The 16,775-nt window shown below is 65.2% G+C and carries 15 protein-coding genes; 6 read left to right on the forward strand and 9 right to left on the reverse strand.

The window, feature by feature from the left end; translation table 11 throughout:
- Nucleotides 1–51: 51 nt before the first annotated feature.
- The gene (locus tag AC58D2_RS10915; RefSeq protein ID WP_497390162.1) at nt 52–489 is read right to left on the reverse strand and encodes a response regulator; all 438 of its coding nucleotides are present in this window, start codon (nt 487–489) and stop codon (nt 52–54) included.
- Between the two features lie 92 nt (nt 490–581).
- On the opposite strand from AC58D2_RS10915, the gene AC58D2_RS10920 reads away from it, so the two are divergent.
- Together AC58D2_RS10920 and rsmD are read left to right on the forward strand one after the other, a co-directional pair.
- Nucleotides 582–1,478, forward strand: coding sequence for a pseudouridine synthase (locus AC58D2_RS10920; RefSeq protein WP_497390164.1), 897 nt, complete (start codon nt 582–584; stop codon nt 1,476–1,478).
- Nucleotides 1,475–2,020, forward strand: a complete 546-nt coding sequence (gene rsmD / locus AC58D2_RS10925) for a 16S rRNA (guanine(966)-N(2))-methyltransferase RsmD (protein WP_497390166.1) — start codon at nt 1,475–1,477, stop codon at nt 2,018–2,020. The genes AC58D2_RS10920 and rsmD overlap by 4 nt, the downstream gene beginning before the upstream one ends.
- Here the strand turns inward: rsmD and AC58D2_RS10930 are convergent.
- Nucleotides 1,995–3,260: an MFS transporter gene (locus tag AC58D2_RS10930; RefSeq protein ID WP_497390449.1), complete on the reverse strand. Its 1,266-nt coding sequence runs from the start codon at nt 3,258–3,260 to the stop codon at nt 1,995–1,997. The two genes, rsmD and AC58D2_RS10930, sit on opposite strands and share 26 nt — an antisense overlap.
- A 106-nt stretch (nt 3,261–3,366) precedes the next feature.
- The gene (locus AC58D2_RS10935; RefSeq protein WP_497390168.1) at nt 3,367–4,158 is read right to left on the reverse strand and encodes an SDR family oxidoreductase; all 792 of its coding nucleotides are present in this window, start codon (nt 4,156–4,158) and stop codon (nt 3,367–3,369) included.
- Between the two features lie 93 nt (nt 4,159–4,251).
- Here AC58D2_RS10935 and AC58D2_RS10940 point away from each other — a divergent pair, with 93 nt between their 5' ends.
- The 3 genes from AC58D2_RS10940 (at nt 4,252) to AC58D2_RS10950 (ending at nt 7,373) form a co-directional block, all read left to right on the forward strand.
- On the forward strand, nt 4,252–5,118 hold the full coding sequence (locus AC58D2_RS10940; protein ID WP_497390170.1) for an alpha/beta fold hydrolase: 867 nt from the start codon (nt 4,252–4,254) through the stop codon (nt 5,116–5,118).
- A gap of 31 nt (nt 5,119–5,149) precedes the next feature.
- Nucleotides 5,150–5,893: an energy transducer TonB gene (locus AC58D2_RS10945; RefSeq protein WP_497390172.1), complete on the forward strand. Its 744-nt coding sequence runs from the start codon at nt 5,150–5,152 to the stop codon at nt 5,891–5,893.
- 94 nt (nt 5,894–5,987) lie between these two features.
- The gene (locus tag AC58D2_RS10950; protein ID WP_497390174.1) at nt 5,988–7,373 is read left to right on the forward strand and encodes a peptide MFS transporter; all 1,386 of its coding nucleotides are present in this window, start codon (nt 5,988–5,990) and stop codon (nt 7,371–7,373) included.
- A gap of 112 nt (nt 7,374–7,485) precedes the next feature.
- Here the strand turns inward: AC58D2_RS10950 and AC58D2_RS10955 are convergent, their stop codons facing one another.
- From AC58D2_RS10955 to AC58D2_RS10980, 6 genes are all read right to left on the reverse strand, one after another.
- Nucleotides 7,486–9,507: an ATP-binding protein gene (locus AC58D2_RS10955; RefSeq protein ID WP_497390176.1), complete on the reverse strand. Its 2,022-nt coding sequence runs from the start codon at nt 9,505–9,507 to the stop codon at nt 7,486–7,488.
- A 9-nt stretch (nt 9,508–9,516) separates the two neighbouring features.
- Nucleotides 9,517–9,717 (reverse strand): hypothetical protein, encoded by a 201-nt coding sequence (locus AC58D2_RS10960; protein WP_497390178.1) that lies wholly within the window; start codon nt 9,715–9,717, stop codon nt 9,517–9,519.
- A 4-nt stretch (nt 9,718–9,721) separates the two neighbouring features.
- Nucleotides 9,722–10,840, reverse strand: a complete 1,119-nt coding sequence (gene bioB / locus AC58D2_RS10965; protein WP_497390180.1) for a biotin synthase BioB — start codon at nt 10,838–10,840, stop codon at nt 9,722–9,724.
- Entirely contained in the window at nt 10,837–12,984 is a 2,148-nt protein-coding gene (gene scpA / locus AC58D2_RS10970) for a methylmalonyl-CoA mutase (RefSeq protein WP_497390182.1), read from the reverse strand. The genes bioB and scpA overlap by 4 nt, the downstream gene beginning before the upstream one ends.
- 180 nt (nt 12,985–13,164) lie before the next feature.
- Nucleotides 13,165–13,602 carry a methylmalonyl-CoA epimerase gene (gene mce / locus AC58D2_RS10975; protein ID WP_497390184.1) on the reverse strand — a complete coding sequence of 146 codons (438 nt, stop codon included), beginning with the start codon at nt 13,600–13,602 and terminating at the stop codon, nt 13,165–13,167.
- A 103-nt stretch (nt 13,603–13,705) separates the two neighbouring features.
- On the reverse strand, nt 13,706–15,238 hold the full coding sequence (locus AC58D2_RS10980; protein ID WP_497390186.1) for an acyl-CoA carboxylase subunit beta: 1,533 nt from the start codon (nt 15,236–15,238) through the stop codon (nt 13,706–13,708).
- A gap of 121 nt (nt 15,239–15,359) precedes the next feature.
- Here AC58D2_RS10980 and AC58D2_RS10985 point away from each other — a divergent pair, with 121 nt between their 5' ends.
- Nucleotides 15,360–16,769, forward strand: a complete 1,410-nt coding sequence (locus AC58D2_RS10985) for a helix-turn-helix domain-containing protein (RefSeq protein ID WP_497390188.1) — start codon at nt 15,360–15,362, stop codon at nt 16,767–16,769.
- Nucleotides 16,770–16,775: the final 6 nt, after the last annotated feature.

Consider the following 16,775-nt stretch of genomic DNA (forward strand, 5'->3'; position numbering starts at 1 on the left):
CCGCCCCGTTTCATCGGGCGCAGATAGCATTCGGTGCCAAGCGGAGACAAGTTACGCGGCTTCGGGTCGCCAATAGGTTTGCAGCCCGCCGACCTTGCGCGGCTGCTTGTTCTTGCAGATCATCGTTTCGATCGCGTGGAGCGCCGACACGAGCGCCGACGCGCTGTGCGGCTTGTGGAGGCAGGCGAGCGCGATATCGCCGGCATCCTCGGGACAAAGGCCGGTGACGAGCAGCACGGCAATGCCGCGGTCACGGGCGATGCGGGCCACTTCGCGTCCCGTCATATGTCCGGCAAGGCCAAGGTCGAGGACCAGCGCATCGACCTGTTCGGATGCAAGCAGCGCGACCGCCGCTTCGCCCGAATCCACGGTGGCGATGACGTCGTAGCCTGCATGTTTCAGCGTGCGCTCGTTGTCGAACGCGACCAGCGGGTCATCCTCGATGACCAGCAGCCGCTTGATGCACGACGGACGCGACACGAACAGCATAGGACCTACTTTCTCCCCTTCGCATGGCTTGCACGCAAGGCCGCGGCAAGCCGGCTTTTGCTTCCCATCGACGAAGCGACACTTTTGCGGCTATGAGCGAAATCCTGTTCGCCCATTTCTCTACCACAAACGTCATGAAAGGCGCATCCGTTCCGATGCCGACCCGCCGACCATCCCGCAGCGCTCCGAATCGCCCTGCCCCCGACCGTCGCCGCCGCGCACCCCGCCGGGCGGGAACGCCGTCCGCCGACGAGTCCGAGCGCGAGGACGGGCCGCAGCGCATCGCCAAGTTGCTCGCCCGCGCCGGCGTGGGGTCGCGCCGCGACGTGGAACGGATGATCGAGGACGGCCGCATCGCGCTGAACGGCGAGACGATCGCGCAGCCTGCCCCGCTGCTGTCCTCGCTCGAGGGGCTGACGGTCGACGGCAATCCGGTCGCCAAGCCGGTTTCGACGCGCCTCTATCGCTTTCACAAGCCCGCAGGCTGTCTGACCGCGGCGCGCGATCCGAAGGGCCGCAAGACCATCTATGACATCCTCCCCGGCGGCCTGCCGCGGCTGATGCCGGTCGGACGCCTCGACTATAATACCGAAGGGTTGCTGTTGCTGACCAACGACGGCGAATTCAAACGCCAGCTCGAACTGCCCGCTAGCGGGGTCGAGCGTACCTATCGCGCGCGCGCCTTTGGCGACATCAGCCAGGCGCAACTCGAAGAGCTGGTCGAAGGCGTTACCATCGACGGCATTCGTTATGGCAAGATCGACGCCAATCTGGAACGCCGCACCGGTCGCAACCAGTGGATCGAGCTGACCCTGACCGAAGGCAAGAACCGCGAGGTGCGCCGCGTCCTGGAACATCTGGGATTGCAGGTCAGTCGCCTGATCCGAACGCGCTATGGCGAATTCACGGTCGACGGGCTCGACATGGGCGCCATCGAGATCGTTCCGCGCGACGCGTTGTTCCAGTTCCGGCGGCGGATGGCGAAATGAGGGTGATCGCCGGCGAGTGGCGGGGACGCAAGCTGGCCGCGCCGCGAAACGATACGACGCGGCCGACCGCCGACCGAACGCGCGAAACGCTCTTTTCGATGCTCGCGAGCCGTCTCGGCAGTTTCGAGGGACTTCACGTCGCCGACCTGTTCGCGGGATCGGGGGCGCTGGGGATCGAGGCGCTGTCGCGCGGCGCCGAACGCTGCCTGTTCGGTGAGCAGGATCGGGGTGCGCTCGACGTGCTGAAGGCCAATCTCGCGGCGCTCGGCGCCGGTCCGCGCGCCGACGTGCGCGCCGGTTCGGTCTTGGGCCTCGGTCCGGCGTCCCGCGCCTATGACCTGCTGTTGCTCGATGCGCCCTATGGCACTGGCGCGGGCAGCGTCGCGCTCGACAAGCTCAGCCGGCTTGGCTGGGTCGGCCCCGATAGCTGGGTCTCGATCGAAACCGCCAACAAGGAAAATGTCGCGATCGCGGGCTTCGAAATCGATGCCGAACGCCGCGTCGGCAAGGCGCGGCTTACGCTGCTGCGCCCCGTCTCCTGACGAGCAGCAGCCCGAACAGGCTGAGCAGTCCGGCGATGCCCAGATAGAGGCCGACGAAGCTGGTGCCGCCCCGGTCGCTCAGCCATTGCGCCGCGATCGGAGCGCCGGCGCCGCCGATAATGCCGCCGACATTGAAGGCGACCGACGCGCCGGTATAGCGTACGCGCACCGGGAACAGCGCCGGAAGCCAGACGCCGAGCGGGCCATAGACGAGCCCCATCACGAACAGCGATGCCGACAGGCCAAGCGCGACGATGACCCACGCGCCCGACGCGAGTGACGGGCCGAAGACAAGACCGATCAGCACGGTCGCTGCGCAGCCCCATCCCAGCACGCGGTGCGCGCTCGCCCGGTCGCTCCAATATCCCGCGACGAGTATCCCGAGCGCGAGGAACAGGATCGCGCCGAGCTGGATCAGCAGAAATTCCTCTTTCGGATAGCCGAGCGCCGTCGTGCCGTGTGCGAGCGCAAAGCTCGTCGCCAGATAGAAGATGGCGAAACAGGCGACGACCGCGAATATGCCCGCAAGCGTAGTCAGGGCGTGATGGCGCAAGAGCTCGCCCATCGGGACGCCGACCGGCGGCTCCTTTTCCATCGCTTCGGCAAAGGCGGGCGTTTCGCGGATCCTGAGCCGCACCCATAGCCCTAGCCCGACCAGCACAGCCGAGACGAGAAAGGGAATGCGCCAGCCCCACACCGCGAATTCGGCATCGCTGAGCCACAGGCCGAGCAGCAGGAACAATCCGTTGGCCGCGATAAAGCCGACCGGCGCGCCAAGCTGCGGAAACATGCCGAAACGGCCGCGCCAGCCCGGCGGCGCATATTCGACCGCGAGCAACGCCGCACCGCCCCATTCGCCGCCGAGCCCGAAACCCTGTCCAAAGCGCAGGGTGCACAGCAGCAGCGGCGCGATCCACCCCGCCATCGCATAGGTCGGCAGGAAGGCGATCGCCAGCGTCGATCCGCCCATCAGCATCAGCGAGGCGACGAGCGTCGACTTGCGCCCGATCCGATCGCCGAAATGGCCGAACACGACCGCACCGACGGGCCGCGCGAAAAAGGCGAGGCCAAAGCTCATAAAGCTGAGCATCAGCTGCGCCGATTCGGATTCGGACGGAAAGAACAGCGGCCCGAACACCAGCGCCGCTGCGGTCCCATAGATATAGAAATCATAGAATTCGACCGCGGTCCCGACGAGACTCGCGGTCAAGATGCGCCGATGCGCGCGATAAGGTGCCAGGTCCACGGGCGCCGCCCCTCCCTTATTCGGTTCGGTGGCCGCTTTGGACGCGTTGCCACGGTGCGCGCAAGGTCAAATCCGGCAGAAGACCATCCCCCTTCGCGGGCTATGCCATGCCGCGCGCAAGGTCGATACGCGACGCATCGCCCACCTGGCTGCCTCCGTCGCAATCGAGGATCGTGCCGGTGATATAGCTCGCCGCGGGCGAGCACAGGAACACCGCCGATTCGGCGACCTCCGCGGCGGTGCCCCAGCGCTTCATCGCGATCCGCGCATAATGCGCCTCGCGCGAGGCGGCATCGGGGGCGAGACGCTTCATGCCTTCGGTGTCGGCAATCGGCCCCGGAGAAATCCCGTTCACGCGAACATCGGGCCCCCACTCGAGCGCCAGCACGCGGATCAACTGGTTGATTCCAGCCTTCGCCGCGCACGCGTGCGCCTGGAGCGCCGACGCGTTGACCGCTTGGCCCGCGGTAATCGCGATCAGCGACGCTCCCGGGGTGTTGAGCAGGTCGTGGCACCCTCGAAACACGTTGAAAGTGCCGTTGAGATCGATGTCGACCACGGTCCGAAAGGCATTGGCCGACATGCCGAGAACGGGAGCGAGGAAATTGCCGGCGGCGCCCGAGATCACGATATCCATCGCGCCCAGCTTGTCCGCCACGCTCTCCATCACACCGCGAATGGCCGCATAGTCCCGCACGTCGCCCGACAGCCCGATCGCCCCCTTGCCGATCTCCGCCGCAGCACGCTGCGCCTTGTCGGGGTCGCGTCCCGCAACCGCGACCTTCGCGCCGAGTTCGGCCAGGCGCTTGGCGATGCCCAGGTTGATCCCGCTGGTTCCCCCGGCGACAAAGGCCGTCTTGCCCTCGAAAAGATCGTCCCGGAATGTCGACATCGCTTGCTCTCCCTCTCCGGCGTTCGCGATCCGGGGTTGACGGATCGGATTCGGTCGCCTTTTGAAACCCAATCAGACAGCAAGGATCACAGGATGACAAGAGGCCCCACATCGCACAGTTTCATTTCGCAGCGGCTCAAGCTGCACTATGTCGATTGGGGCAACGAGGCGGCACCGCCGCTGTTGCTCGTCCACGGCGGGCGCGATCATTGCCGAAGCTGGGACTGGGTCGCAGAAAAACTGACTGGCCGGTATCATGTCATCGCACCCGACCTGCGCGGTCACGGTGATAGCGCATGGTCGCCCGACGCCAATTACGACATGGACACGCTGGTTTACGACCTGGCGCAGCTCGTCCATCAGCTCGACCTGGCGCCGGTTACAATCGTCGCCCATTCGCTCGGCGGCAATGTCGCGCTGCGCTATACGGGGCTTTATCCGGACACCGTATCGAAGCTCGTCGCGATCGAAGGTCTTGGCCCTTCGCCGAAAGTTCTGGCGCAACGCGCGGCGGTTCCGGTCGGCGATCGCTTCCGAAAATGGATCGAGGACAAGCGGGCCGCGGCGGGGCGCATGCCCAAGCGTTATGCGACACTCGACGATGCCCTGGCGCGAATGATGGCCGAAAATGCCTATCTGACGCCCGAGCAGGCGCGCCACCTTACCGTGCAGGGGATCAATCGCAACGAAGACGGAAGCTGGAGCTGGAAGTTCGACAATTACCTGAACGTCTGGCCGGTGTTCGACCTGCCGCAAGAGGATGTCGAGGCGCTGTGGTCCGCCATCACCTGCCCGACCCTGCTCCTCTACGGCGCGGACAGTTGGGCCTCCAATCCCGAAAAGGACGGCCGGTTGAGCCATTTCGGCTCGGCGACGGTTATCGAATTCGACAATGCCGGGCACTGGTTGCACCACGACCAGTTCGACCGGTTCATGTCCACGTTAGACGATTTTCTCTAGGACTACGGACCGAAGGGCGTGCGGTGGTCGCATGCCGGGAAAGGGTCTGATGGTCTACACCGGACAGCTTTCGCGCAAGCATCGGGTCGCGGCGGCGAGCGCCGCGATCGCCGCCGTCGCGCTCATCGGCCTCGGCCTCGCGAGCGGCCTCGATCTCACCGCGGTCCGCACCGCGAGCGAGGCGATAACCGCGATCGCGCTTCCCGCTCCACCGCCCGAAAAGCCTCCACCGCCCGAAGCGCCCCAGACCGACAAAGCCGCCGGGGAATCGGCGCCTCCGGCAGAGGTCGCCAAGGCTGCTCCGGTTGTCGCATCGCCACCGAAAGTGCCGCAACCCAAGCCTCCGCCCGTCGCCGCCGCGCCCGTGCCGGGCCAGGGCTCCGAAGCTGCGGCGGGTGCCGCCCCGCTCCCCGGACCCGGATCGGGTGCCGGAGGACAAGGGTCGGGAACGGGATCGGGCGGGTCCGGCGACGGCGCCGGCGGCGAGACGCGCCCGGTTCTGCTCAGCGGACGAATCCGCGACAACGACTATCCCCGGGCCGCCAGCCGCGCCAAGATCGGCGGCGAGGTCGAGGTCCGCTTCACCATCGAAGCAAGCGGGCGCGTCACGCGATGCCGCATCACGCGATCGAGCGGCGATGCGGCGCTCGATGCGACCACCTGCCGCCTCATCGAGGAACGGTTTCGCTTTCGCCCCGCGACCAATGCCGCGGGCGCCGCGGTCGCATCCCAATATGGCTGGCGTCAAAGCTGGTGGCTCGAAAGGCGTCGCTGACCCGCTCGCCGCCGTTCGTCGATTGGTGCTGGTCAGCGCCGATTGAAACATTACGGTCACGTCCGACAAGAAAATTGCCGGGGAACGACACGGAATGACTGCCGCCGAAGCCACGCCCGAAATCGACGCCGAAACCGTCGAACATGCCGACCGCGCCTTCATGGGGCATCCCAAGGGGCTGGGCTATCTTGCCTTCGTCGAGGGGTGCGAGCGGTTTTCCTATTATTCGATGCAGACGTTGCTCGTGCTTTACATGGTCAACTACCTGTTGCTGCCCGAACATGCCGGCGCGGTCGTCGGGCTCGACTGGGTCAAAGGCTTCTACGGGCTCGACGGACAGCCGCTCGCCTCTCGCCTCTTCGGCGACTATACCTCGCTCGTCTACCTGACCCCAATCCTCGGCGGGCTGATCGCCGACCGCTGGCTCGGGCGCCGCGCGACGCTGATCGCGGGGGGCCTCGTCATGGCGCTCGGCCATTTCCTGATGGCGTTCGAGGGCAGCTTCCTGTTCGCGCTGATCGCACTGATCGTCGGCGTCGGCCTGTTCAAGGGCAATATCGCCAGCCAGGTCGGCGAACTCTACAAACCCGATGACATCCGCCGCGCAATGGCGTTCCAGATCTTCTACATCGCCATCAACGTCAGCGTGATCGTGGCGCCGCTGATCGCGGGAACGCTCGGAGAGAAAGTCAGTTGGCACTGGGGCTTCGGCACCGCCGGGATCGTCATGGTGCTGGGCCTCCTCGTCTATATCATGGCCGGCCCTTGGCTCCCCCGCGACAACCGCCCGTCACGGGCCGCTGCGGCCGCAAAGCCAGGCGCCCCGCTCGGCCGACAGGACTGGCTTCGCATCACCGCCGTCCTGCTGCTCGTACCGGTCCTCGCGGTCGCGCTCCTGACCAACCAGGAAATCTTCAACGCCTATCTCGTCTGGGCCGACCAGCATTTCCAGCTGACCTTTTTCGGACTCACGATTCCGACCAGCTGGATGATCTCGATCGATGCGGGGATGAGCTTTTCGATGCTCGTCGCCGTCACCGCCTTCTATGCCTGGTATGGCCGCAAATGGCGGGAACCCGATGAGCTTGGGAAGATGATCATTGGCAGCGTCTTTACCATTGCCGGTGGGCTCTGCCTGTTCATGGCCGCTGCGACACAGGGCGACGGCAAGATCGGGCTGTTCTGGCCCCTGCTGTTTCATTTTTTCAACAGCATCGGCTTCGCGCATATCCTGCCGGTCAGCCTGGCGCTGTTCAGTCGCCTCGCCCCCGCACGGCTCAACGCAACGATCATCGGTATCTATTATCTGGCCTTCTTCGCCGCCAACTATATCGTCGGGACCGTCGGTGGCTGGTATTCGTCGATGCCGACGACGAGCTTCTGGCTGTTTCACGTCGGCACGGCCGCTGCCGGGCTGGTCGCCTTCATCCTGTTCAAGCTGTTCCTGGCAAAGCGGCTGATGGGGGACGAGGCAGTATGACCCGCTCCAGCTTCGGTTCGTGCTGAGCCCGTCGAAGCGACGTTCTTTCCTTGTTGCGGCGTCAAGGAAAGGCCAGCCCTTCGACAAGCTCAGGGTAAGCGGGCTTTGATATTCACTCCAGCTCCAATATCACTGCGTCGACCGCCAGGCTGTCACCCTGCGCGGCGTTGACGCTCTTCACCACGCCCGCCTTTTCGGCGCGCAGGATATTTTCCATCTTCATCGCCTCGACCGTCGCGAGCGGCTGGCCGAGTTCGACCGCATCGCCCTCTCCGACGTGCAGCGTAACGAGCAAACCCGGCATCGGGCAGATGAGGAACTTCGACAGGTCGGGCGGGATCTTTTCGATCATGTGCTGGGTTAGCGGCGCGACATGCGCCGGCAGCACCCGCACATCGTGGATGCGCCCGCGCGTCGTCATGCGCCAGCCGGTGCGCGTGCGCGCAACCTTCACCGCCAGCTCGCTATCGTCGATTTCGGCGATGACGAGCCGGTCGCCCGGCGTATATTCGAGCGCGATGTCGACCTTTTCGCCATCGACCTTGATGTGCTTCGCGCCGACCTTCACCTGATGATCGGCGCCGCCCACCGTCACCTGCCATTTCGCGGGCGGGTCGAGCCGGTCGCCGAGCTGGCCGTCGACGCGGCGCGCACGATCGGCATTGGCGCTTGCCATGAAGCCCGCGATCGCGGCGAGCGCGCGCGTCACCGCGTCGCTCGTTTCGGCGCCGTGGAAGCCCTCGGGATATTCCTCGGCGATGAAGCCGGTGGTCAGCTCGCCCGAGCGGAAGCGCGGGTGCTGCATGATCGCCGACAGGAAATCGATATTGTGGCCGAGCCCTTCGAGCTCGAAGCGGTCGAGCGCCGCGACCTGAAGATCGGCCGCCTCGTCGCGCGTCGGTGCCCAGGTGATCAGCTTGGCGATCATCGGATCATAGAAGATCGACACTTCGCCGCCGTCGTAGACGCCATCGTCGACGCGCACGCCGTCGACCCCGCGGCGGCCATTCTCGGCACCGTCGTCGGTCCAGCCCTCGACCGGCGGCTGATAACGCGTCAACCGCCCGGTCGACGGCAGGAAGCCGCGATAGGGGTCCTCTGCATAGACGCGGTTCTCGATCGCCCAGCCGTCGATCTTGACGTCGTCCTGCGTGATGGCCAGTTTCTCGCCCGCCGCGACGCGGATCATCTGTTCGACCAGATCGATGCCGGTGATCGCCTCGGTCACCGGATGCTCGACCTGAAGCCGGGTGTTCATTTCGAGGAAGTAGAAGCTCTCGCCCGTCGGGTCGGCGCCCGACACGATCAGCTCGACCGTGCCCGCGCTGTAATAGCCGACCGCCTTCGACAGCGCGACGCATTGTTCGCCCATCGCCTTGCGCATCTTTTCGGTGACGAAGGGCGACGGCGCCTCCTCGACCACCTTCTGGTGCCGGCGCTGGATGCTGCACTCGCGCTCGTTGAGATAGAGGATGTTGCCGTGCTGGTCGCCGAGAATCTGGATTTCGATATGACGCGGATTGAGAATGAACTTCTCGATGAAGACGCGATCGTCGCCGAAGCTGTTGAGCCCTTCGCGCTTGACGCTCTCGAACCCTTCGCGGACGTCCTTTTCGTCATAGGCGAGGCGCATGCCCTTGCCGCCGCCGCCGGCGCTCGCCTTCATCATCACCGGATAGCCGATGTCGTTCGAAATCTCGACCGCATGGTCGGTGTCGCGGATCTCGCCGACGAAGCCGGGGACGACGTTGACGCCGGCTTCCTTCGCGAGTTTTTTCGACTCGATCTTGTCGCCCATCGCGGCGATCGCGTTCACCGGCGGGCCGATGAAGGCGATGCCTTCCTTCGCCAGCGCCTCGGCGAAGCTGGTGCGTTCCGACAGGAAGCCATAGCCCGGATGCACCGCCTCGGCGCCGGTCGCCTTGCACGCGGCGATGATCTTGTCGGCGATCAGATAGGATTCGGATGCCGGCGACCGCCCGATATGCACCGCCTCGTCGGCCATCTGCACGAACGGGGCGCGCGCGTCGGCGTCCGAATAGACGGCAACGGTCGCGATGCCCATGCGGCGCGCGGTCTTGATGACGCGGCAGGCGATTTCGCCGCGATTGGCGATCAGGATTTTCTTGAACACAGCCTATCCCTACTTAAAAAGTCGAAGCAAAATATATATGCAGGTCAATACGATGCCGATCGGAATGGCATAGGTCAGCACATAGTGAGCAATCCAGTTCCCGCGTGTGGGGCCGTTAGCCGACGTCAGGACCAACGCTCCAAAAATCACCGAACCAAAGATCAGCAATCCACTGCAACCAATTGACAGAATTGCGGCGACGAACTTCATCGCGCTATTCCGCTGCCTCCATCCGCATCGGCTCCTCGCTCGCCATCGGGCGCAGCCCTAACTTTGCGAACAGCGCCGCGTCGGCATTGTCACCCGCGTTTGCGGTCGTCAGCAGCTTGTCGCCGGTGAAGATGCTGTTCGCGCCCGCCATGAAGCATAGCGCCTGCGTCGCTTCCGACATGCTCTCGCGTCCTGCCGACAGGCGGACCATCGATTTCGGCATGGTGATGCGCGCGACCGCGACGGTGCGGACGAATTCGATATCGTCGATCTTCGCGAGCGGCGTGTCGGCGAGCATGTCGCCGAGCACGGTGCCCTTCACCGGCACCAGCGCGTTGACCGGCACGCTTTCGGGATGGCGTTCGAGCGTCGCGAGTGCATGGACGAAGCCGACGCGGTCGGCGCGCGTCTCGCCCATGCCGACAATGCCACCCGAACAGACGTTGATGCCCGCATTGCGCACTTCTTCCAGCGTGTTCAGCCGGTCCTCGAAACTGCGCGTCGAGATGATGTTCGCATAATTTTCGGGGCTCGTGTCGATATTATGGTTGTAATAGTCGAGCCCCGCGGCGCCCAGAATCTCGGCCTGTTCCTTCGTCAGCATGCCCAGCGTCATACAGGTTTCCATGCCCATCGCACGCACGCCCTCGATCATCTCGACGATGCTCGCCATGTCGCGGTCCTTGGGGTTGCGCCACGCCGCGCCCATGCAGAAACGCTGCGATCCCGCGTCCTTCGCCTGCGCCGCTGCCTGCAGCACCGCGCGCACGTCCATCAGCTTGGTCGCCTTGACGTCGGTGTTGGCGTGCGCCGACTGCGAGCAATAGCCGCAATCCTCGGCGCAGCCGCCGGTCTTGATCGACAGCAAGGTGCAAAGCTGGACCTCGCCATGCGCGTGATGGCGCCGATGCACCCCCTGCGCCTCCCACATCAGATCGTCGAACGGCAGGTCGAACAGCTCGGCGATTTCCTCGCGCGTCCAGTCACGCCGGCATTCCTGGTCGGCGTGCCCCTGCGCAGGCAGGCGCCCATCTCCTGCGCGTGCAGCAAGAGCGGCGTTAGATTGAAATACCGGGTGATGGGCCCCTGCCTTCGCAGGGGCACGGGTGGTTTCGGTGGTCATGCGGCATCCTCCAAGGGGGGCATATTATGTCCAAGCAAGCGTAGCACGTCGGCTGCACACTCGACGACGTTCGATCCGGGGCCATAGATGCCCTGTACCCCCGCGTCGCGCAGATAGTCGTAATCCTGCGGAGGGATGACCCCGCCCGCGATCACCTTGATGTCGCCGCGGCCCGCTTCCTTCAGCCCCTTGATCAACTCGGGGATGAGGGTCTTGTGCCCGGCGGCAAGGCTCGACGCGCCGACCGCATCAACCCCGTTTTCGAGCGCCAGCACCACGGTCTCGTCGGGGGTCTGGAACAGCGGCCCCGATACGACGTCGAAGCCCATGTCGCTGAACGCGCTGGCGATGACGTTGGCGCCGCGGTCGTGCCCGTCCTGCCCCATCTTGGCGACGAGCAGCTTGGGCGCGCGGCCAAGGCGGCGCTCGACCGCCTTGACCCCCTCGACGACCTGCGCCCAGCGGCTGTCGTCCTTGTAGGGCGCCGCATAGACGCCCTTCACCGGGGTCGGGGTGGTGCCGTAGCGATCGAAGGCTTCCTCCATCGCACTTGAAATCTCGCCGAGCGTCGCGCGCGCGCGCGCCGCCTCGACCGCGTGGGCGAGCAGGTTCGTCTCGACCGACTGCGGCGCCGCCGCCGCCGCCCGCAGCGCGTCGAGCGCCGCCTGGCATGCCGCCTCGTCGCGGCCGTCCCTGACGCGCTTGATCCGCGCGACCTGCGCCTCGCGCACCTTGCTATTGTCGACCTCAAGCGTTTCGAGCAGGTCCTCGTCCTTCAGACGATATTTGTTCACCCCGACGATCACGTCGTCGCCGCGGTCGACGCGCGCCTGCCGCGCCGCGGCGGCTTCCTCGATCATCGCCTTGGGCCAGCCCGCCGCGACCGCCTTCGCCATGCCGCCTCCGCGTTCGACGCGGTCGATGATCTCCTGCGCCTTGTCGACCAGCTCCTGCGTCAGCGCCTCGACATAATAGCTGCCACCCAGCGGATCGACGACATTGGTCATGCCGGTCTCTTCCTGGATGATGATCTGTGTATTGCGCGCGATCCGCGCCGAAAAATCGGTCGGCAGCGCGATCGCCTCGTCGAGCGCATTGGTGTGCAGGCTCTGCGTCCCGCCGAGCATCGCCGCCATCGCCTCGATCGTCGTGCGGACGACATTGTTATAGGGGTCCTGCTCGGTCAGCGAGACACCCGAGGTCTGGCAATGGGTGCGCAGCATCTTCGAGCGTTCGGACTGCGCGCCAAGCTTCGTCATCGCGCGGTGCCACAGCACGCGCGCCGCGCGCAGCTTCGCCGCCTCCATGAAGAAGTTCATGCCGATCGCGAAGAAGAAGGAGAGCCGCCCGGCGAACTTGTCGATGTCGAGGCCCGAGGCGACGCCATATTTCACATATTCGATGCCGTCGGCGATGGTGAAGGCCAGCTCCTGCACCTGCGTCGCCCCCGCCTCCTGCATATGATAGCCGGAGATCGAGATGCTGTTAAATTTCGGCATCTCGCGCGACGTGTAGCCGAAAATGTCGCTGATGATCCGCATCGAGGGTTCGGGCGGATAGATATAGGTGTTGCGGACCATGAACTCCTTCAAAATGTCGTTCTGGATGGTCCCGTCGAGCAGCTTGCGCTCGACCCCCTGCTCCTCGCCCGCGACAATGAAGAAGGCGAGGATCGGGATCACCGCGCCGTTCATCGTCATCGACACCGACATCTGGTCGAGCGGGATGCCGTCGAACAGTATCTTCATATCCTCGACGCTGTCGATCGCGACCCCCGCCTTGCCGACATCGCCGACGACGCGCGGATGGTCGCTGTCGTAACCGCGGTGGGTGGCAAGGTCGAAAGCGACCGACAGCCCCTTCTGCCCTGCCGCGAGGTTGCGGCGATAAAAGGCGTTCGATTCCTCGGCGGTCGAAAAGCCCGCATATTGCCGTATCGTCCACGGGCGGCCCGCATACATCGACGCCTTCACCCCGCGCGTGAAGGGCGCGAAACCGGGCAGGCCGGGGTCTTGGCGCACATCTTCGGCAGTGTAGAGCGGTTTGACCTCGATCCCTTCGGGCGTGTGCCAGGTCAGGTCGCGGCCCTTCACTTCCTTTTCGGCGGCAGCCTGCCAGTCGGCGATGGTCGGTTTGTCGGTCATAATGCAATCCCATTCCCTCTCCCCCTGGGAGAGGATACGCAGCCTTAGCCGTCAGGCTTAGGCGAAGTTGGTGAGGGTCTGTGCCCTCTCGATAGCGTTCATCCCCTCACCCAGCTCCGACTAGCCAGCTAGCTGGCAAGTCTTCGCAACCCTCTCCCGACGGGAGAGGGCATGAGGGCCTTAATGTCCCTTCGGCGTCTCCATAATCTCGGTCAGCACTCCGCCCATGTCGCGCGGGTGGACGAAGAAGATCGGCGTCCCATGCGCCCCGATCCTTGGCTCACCCAGCACGCGCTTGCCCATCGCCTCGAACTCGGCCTTGGCGGCGTGAATGTCGGGGACTTCGTAACACATATGATGCTGCCCGCCCGCCGGGTTCTTCGCGAGGAAACCCGCGATCGAGGTGTTGCCCGGCAGCGGCTCGATCAGTTCGATCTGCGTGCCGTTCAGCGCACCATCGGCGCCTGGTGTATCGACGAAACACACCTTCACCCCCTGCTCCGGCAGGTCGAACGGCTCGTGGATCTGCGTCGCGCCCATGACGTCGCGATAGAAGGCGATGCTGTCGGCGATGGACGGCGTAGCCACGCCGATATGGTTGAGGCGGCCCAGTTTCATGTCAAACTCTCTCTAACTTCGTCATGCCGGACTTGATCCGGCATCCATTCGCCCCGCGCCGGCAGAATGGACCCCGGATCAAGTCCGGGGTGACGATGAATGATCACAGCGGAATATTATCATGCTTCTTCCACGGGTTCTCGAGGCTCTTGTTCCGCAGCTTCCGTAGCCCCAGCGCGATCCGCTTGCGCGTGTTGTGCGGGTGGATCACCTCGTCGATATAGCCCCGCGACGCCGCGACGAAGGGGTTGGCGAAGCGTTCCTCATATTCCTTCGAGCGTTCGGCGATCTTCTCGGGGTCGCCGATGTCGCTGCGGAAGATGATCTCGACCGCGCCTTTCGGCCCCATCACCGCGATCTCGGCGGTCGGCCAGGCATAGTTCAGATCGCCGCGCAGATGCTTCGACGCCATCACGTCATATGCGCCGCCATAGGCCTTGCGCGTGATTACCGTGATCTTCGGCACCGTCGCCTCGGCATAGGCGAAGAGCAGCTTCGCGCCGTGCTTGATGATGCCGTTATATTCCTGCGCGGTGCCGGGCAGGAAGCCGGGGACGTCGACGAAGGTGACGATCGGAATCTCGAACGCGTCACAGAAGCGCACGAAGCGCGCCGCCTTCTTCGACGAGGCGATGTCGAGCACGCCCGCGAGCACGAGCGGCTGGTTCGCGACGATGCCGATCGTCCGCCCCTCGATACGCCCGAAACCGCAGATGATGTTCGCGGCGTGCGCGGGCTGAATCTCATAGAAATCGCCCTCGTCGATCGTCTTGCGGATCAGCTCGTGCATGTCATAGGGCTGGTTCGCATTGGGCGGGATCAGCGTGTCGAGGCTCATTTCGGCACGGTCGAATGGATCGCTCGTCGGCCGCGCGGGAACCCCGGCGCGATTGTTCTCGGGCAGATAGTCGAAGAAGTCGCGGGCGCTGAGCAGCGCCTCGATATCATTCTCGAACGCCAGATCGGCGACCGAGCTTTTGGTCGTGTGGGTGATCGCCCCGCCGAGTTCTTCCTGCGTCACGACCTCGTTGGTCACCGTCTTCACCACGTCGGGGCCGGTAACGAACATGTAGGACGAATCCTTCACCATGAAGATGAAGTCGGTCATCGCGGGGCTGTAGACCGCGCCGCCCGCGCACGGCCCCATGATCAGGCTGATCTGCGGCACCACACCCGATGCCAGCACGTTGCGCTGGAACACTTCGGCATAGCCGCCTAGCGAAGCGACGCCTTCCTGAATGCGCGCGCCGCCGCTGTCGTTCAGGCCGATGATCGGCGCGCCGACCTGCATCGCCTTGTCCATCACCTTGCAGATCTTCTCTGCGTGACGCTTCGACAGCGAGCCGCCGAAAACGGTGAAATCCTGGCTGAAGACATAGACGAGCCGGCCGTTGATCGTCCCCGATCCGGTGACCACTCCGTCGCCGGGGATACGCTGGTCCTGCATGCCGAAATCGACGCAGTCATGTTCGACATAGGTGTCGAGTTCCTCGAAGCTGTCCTCGTCGAGCAGTACGAGCAGCCGCTCGCGCGCGGTCAGCTTGCCCTTGGCATGCTGCGCATCGATGCGCTTCTGTCCGCCCCCAAGGGCGGCGGCCGCACGGCGGCGTTCCATTTCGGCGATATTGGCGGACACTCGGCACTCTCCTGAAATAGCGGGGGCTCGTGTGCCCGCTTGTAACGCCCCATGCAAATGCGAATTTGCAAAGTTGCGAAGTTGGATTTTGCAAACTATCCTCTGCTCGAAGAGGAAGATCATGTCCCGCCAACGCATCTTCGCCGGCACTCGCCTGCGCCAGCTTCGCGCCGATCGCGGCGTCAAACAGGCCGAGTTCGCCGCGACGCTCGGCATCTCGACCTCGTATCTCAGCCAGATCGAGCATGACGACCGGCCGCTGACCCCGGCGCTGCTCGATCGGTTGCAGAAGCTGTTCCCGCTCGAATGGGAAGAGGTGGCAAGCGATGCCGGCGACCGGCGCGCAGGCGCGCTGCGCGAGGCCGCCGCCGACCCGCTTTTCGCCGCCGCGCCGATCGCGCCCGAACAGCTCGAACGCGCGGCGCTCCAGCAACCGCAGCTCGCCGATCAGTTCGTCGCGCTGCACGCCGCCTATCGCCGCGCGGGGCAGCGGCTCCAGATCATCGACGAGGCGCTGACCGGCGGCACCGCCGAGGGGAGCCGCCTGCCGTGGGAAGAAGTTCGCGACTGGTTCCACGACGCCGGCAACTATGTCGATAGCATCGACCGCGCGGCGGAGGAACTGGCGAAGGGGCTGCGCGGCCGCGCGCCCTCGCCTGCGATCGAGACGATCGAGCGGCGGCTGCGCGACGCGCTCGGCATCTCGATCGTCTATCAACAGTCACAGATCCTGCGCGATTTCGACGCGACGATGCGCCATCTGGTTCTCGACCCGTCGCAACCCGCCGAAACGCGCCGCTTCCAGCTCGCGCACCAGCTAGCCGCGCTTGCGCTCGCGCGCGAGATCGCAGCGGTGGTCGAGGCTTCGCCGCTGCGCACCGCCGCCGCGCGCCAATTGCTCCATGTCGGGCTCGCCAACTATGCGGCGGGCGCGGTGCTGATGCCTTACACGCCGTTTCGCGCCAGCGCGCGCGCCGTGCGCCACGACATCGACCGGCTGCGGCTCGAATATGGGGTGAGTTTCGAGCAGGCGTGCCACCGCCTGTCGACGCTCCAGCGCCCCGGCGCGCGCGGCATCCCGATGTTCTTCTGCCGCGTCGACATGGCAGGCAATATCACCAAGCGGCACAGCGCGACGCGGCTGCAATTCGCGCGCTTCGGCGGCGCCTGCCCGCTGTGGATCGTCCACGAGGCGGCGGCGATCCCCGACCGCATCCTGTTCCAGCTCGCCGAAACCCCCGACGGGCTGCGCTATGTCTCGATGGCGAAGGGGCTGGTGAAGCCATCGGGCAGCTATGCCCGCGCACCGCGCCGCTATGCCGTCGCGCTAGGGTGCGAGGCGCAATATGCCGCCGATTTCGTCTATGCCGACGGGGTCGATGTCGAGGCCCCGCACGCCGCGACGCGTATCGGCCCGTCGTGCCGCATCTGCCCGCGCGACGACTGCGACCAGCGCGCCTTCCCGCCGAGCGACCGGCCGATCCTGGTCGACCCCGATCGCAGGGATGTGGTGCCCTACCGGATCGGCTAGTCGTCG

The sequence above is a fragment of the Sphingopyxis sp. CR5 genome (assembly GCF_059693785.1).

Excerpts from the sequence above, each read along its gene's own strand:
- AC58D2_RS10915 (WP_497390162.1), bottom strand. The coding sequence starts at position 489 with ATGCTGTTCGTGTCGCGTCCGTCGTGCATCAAGCGGCTGCTGGTCATC.
- AC58D2_RS10920 (WP_497390164.1), top strand. The coding sequence starts at position 582 with ATGAGCGAAATCCTGTTCGCCCATTTCTCTACCACAAACGTCATGAAA.
- rsmD (WP_497390166.1), top strand. The coding sequence starts at position 1,475 with ATGAGGGTGATCGCCGGCGAGTGGCGGGGACGCAAGCTGGCCGCGCCG.
- AC58D2_RS10935 (WP_497390168.1), bottom strand. The coding sequence starts at position 4,158 with ATGTCGACATTCCGGGACGATCTTTTCGAGGGCAAGACGGCCTTTGTC.
- AC58D2_RS10940 (WP_497390170.1), top strand. The coding sequence starts at position 4,252 with ATGACAAGAGGCCCCACATCGCACAGTTTCATTTCGCAGCGGCTCAAG.
- AC58D2_RS10945 (WP_497390172.1), top strand. The coding sequence starts at position 5,150 with ATGCCGGGAAAGGGTCTGATGGTCTACACCGGACAGCTTTCGCGCAAG.
- AC58D2_RS10950 (WP_497390174.1), top strand. The coding sequence starts at position 5,988 with ATGACTGCCGCCGAAGCCACGCCCGAAATCGACGCCGAAACCGTCGAA.
- AC58D2_RS10960 (WP_497390178.1), bottom strand. The coding sequence starts at position 9,717 with ATGAAGTTCGTCGCCGCAATTCTGTCAATTGGTTGCAGTGGATTGCTG.
- bioB (WP_497390180.1), bottom strand. The coding sequence starts at position 10,840 with ATGACCACCGAAACCACCCGTGCCCCTGCGAAGGCAGGGGCCCATCAC.
- scpA (WP_497390182.1), bottom strand. The coding sequence starts at position 12,984 with ATGACCGACAAACCGACCATCGCCGACTGGCAGGCTGCCGCCGAAAAG.
- mce (WP_497390184.1), bottom strand. The coding sequence starts at position 13,602 with ATGAAACTGGGCCGCCTCAACCATATCGGCGTGGCTACGCCGTCCATC.
- AC58D2_RS10985 (WP_497390188.1), top strand. The coding sequence starts at position 15,360 with ATGTCCCGCCAACGCATCTTCGCCGGCACTCGCCTGCGCCAGCTTCGC.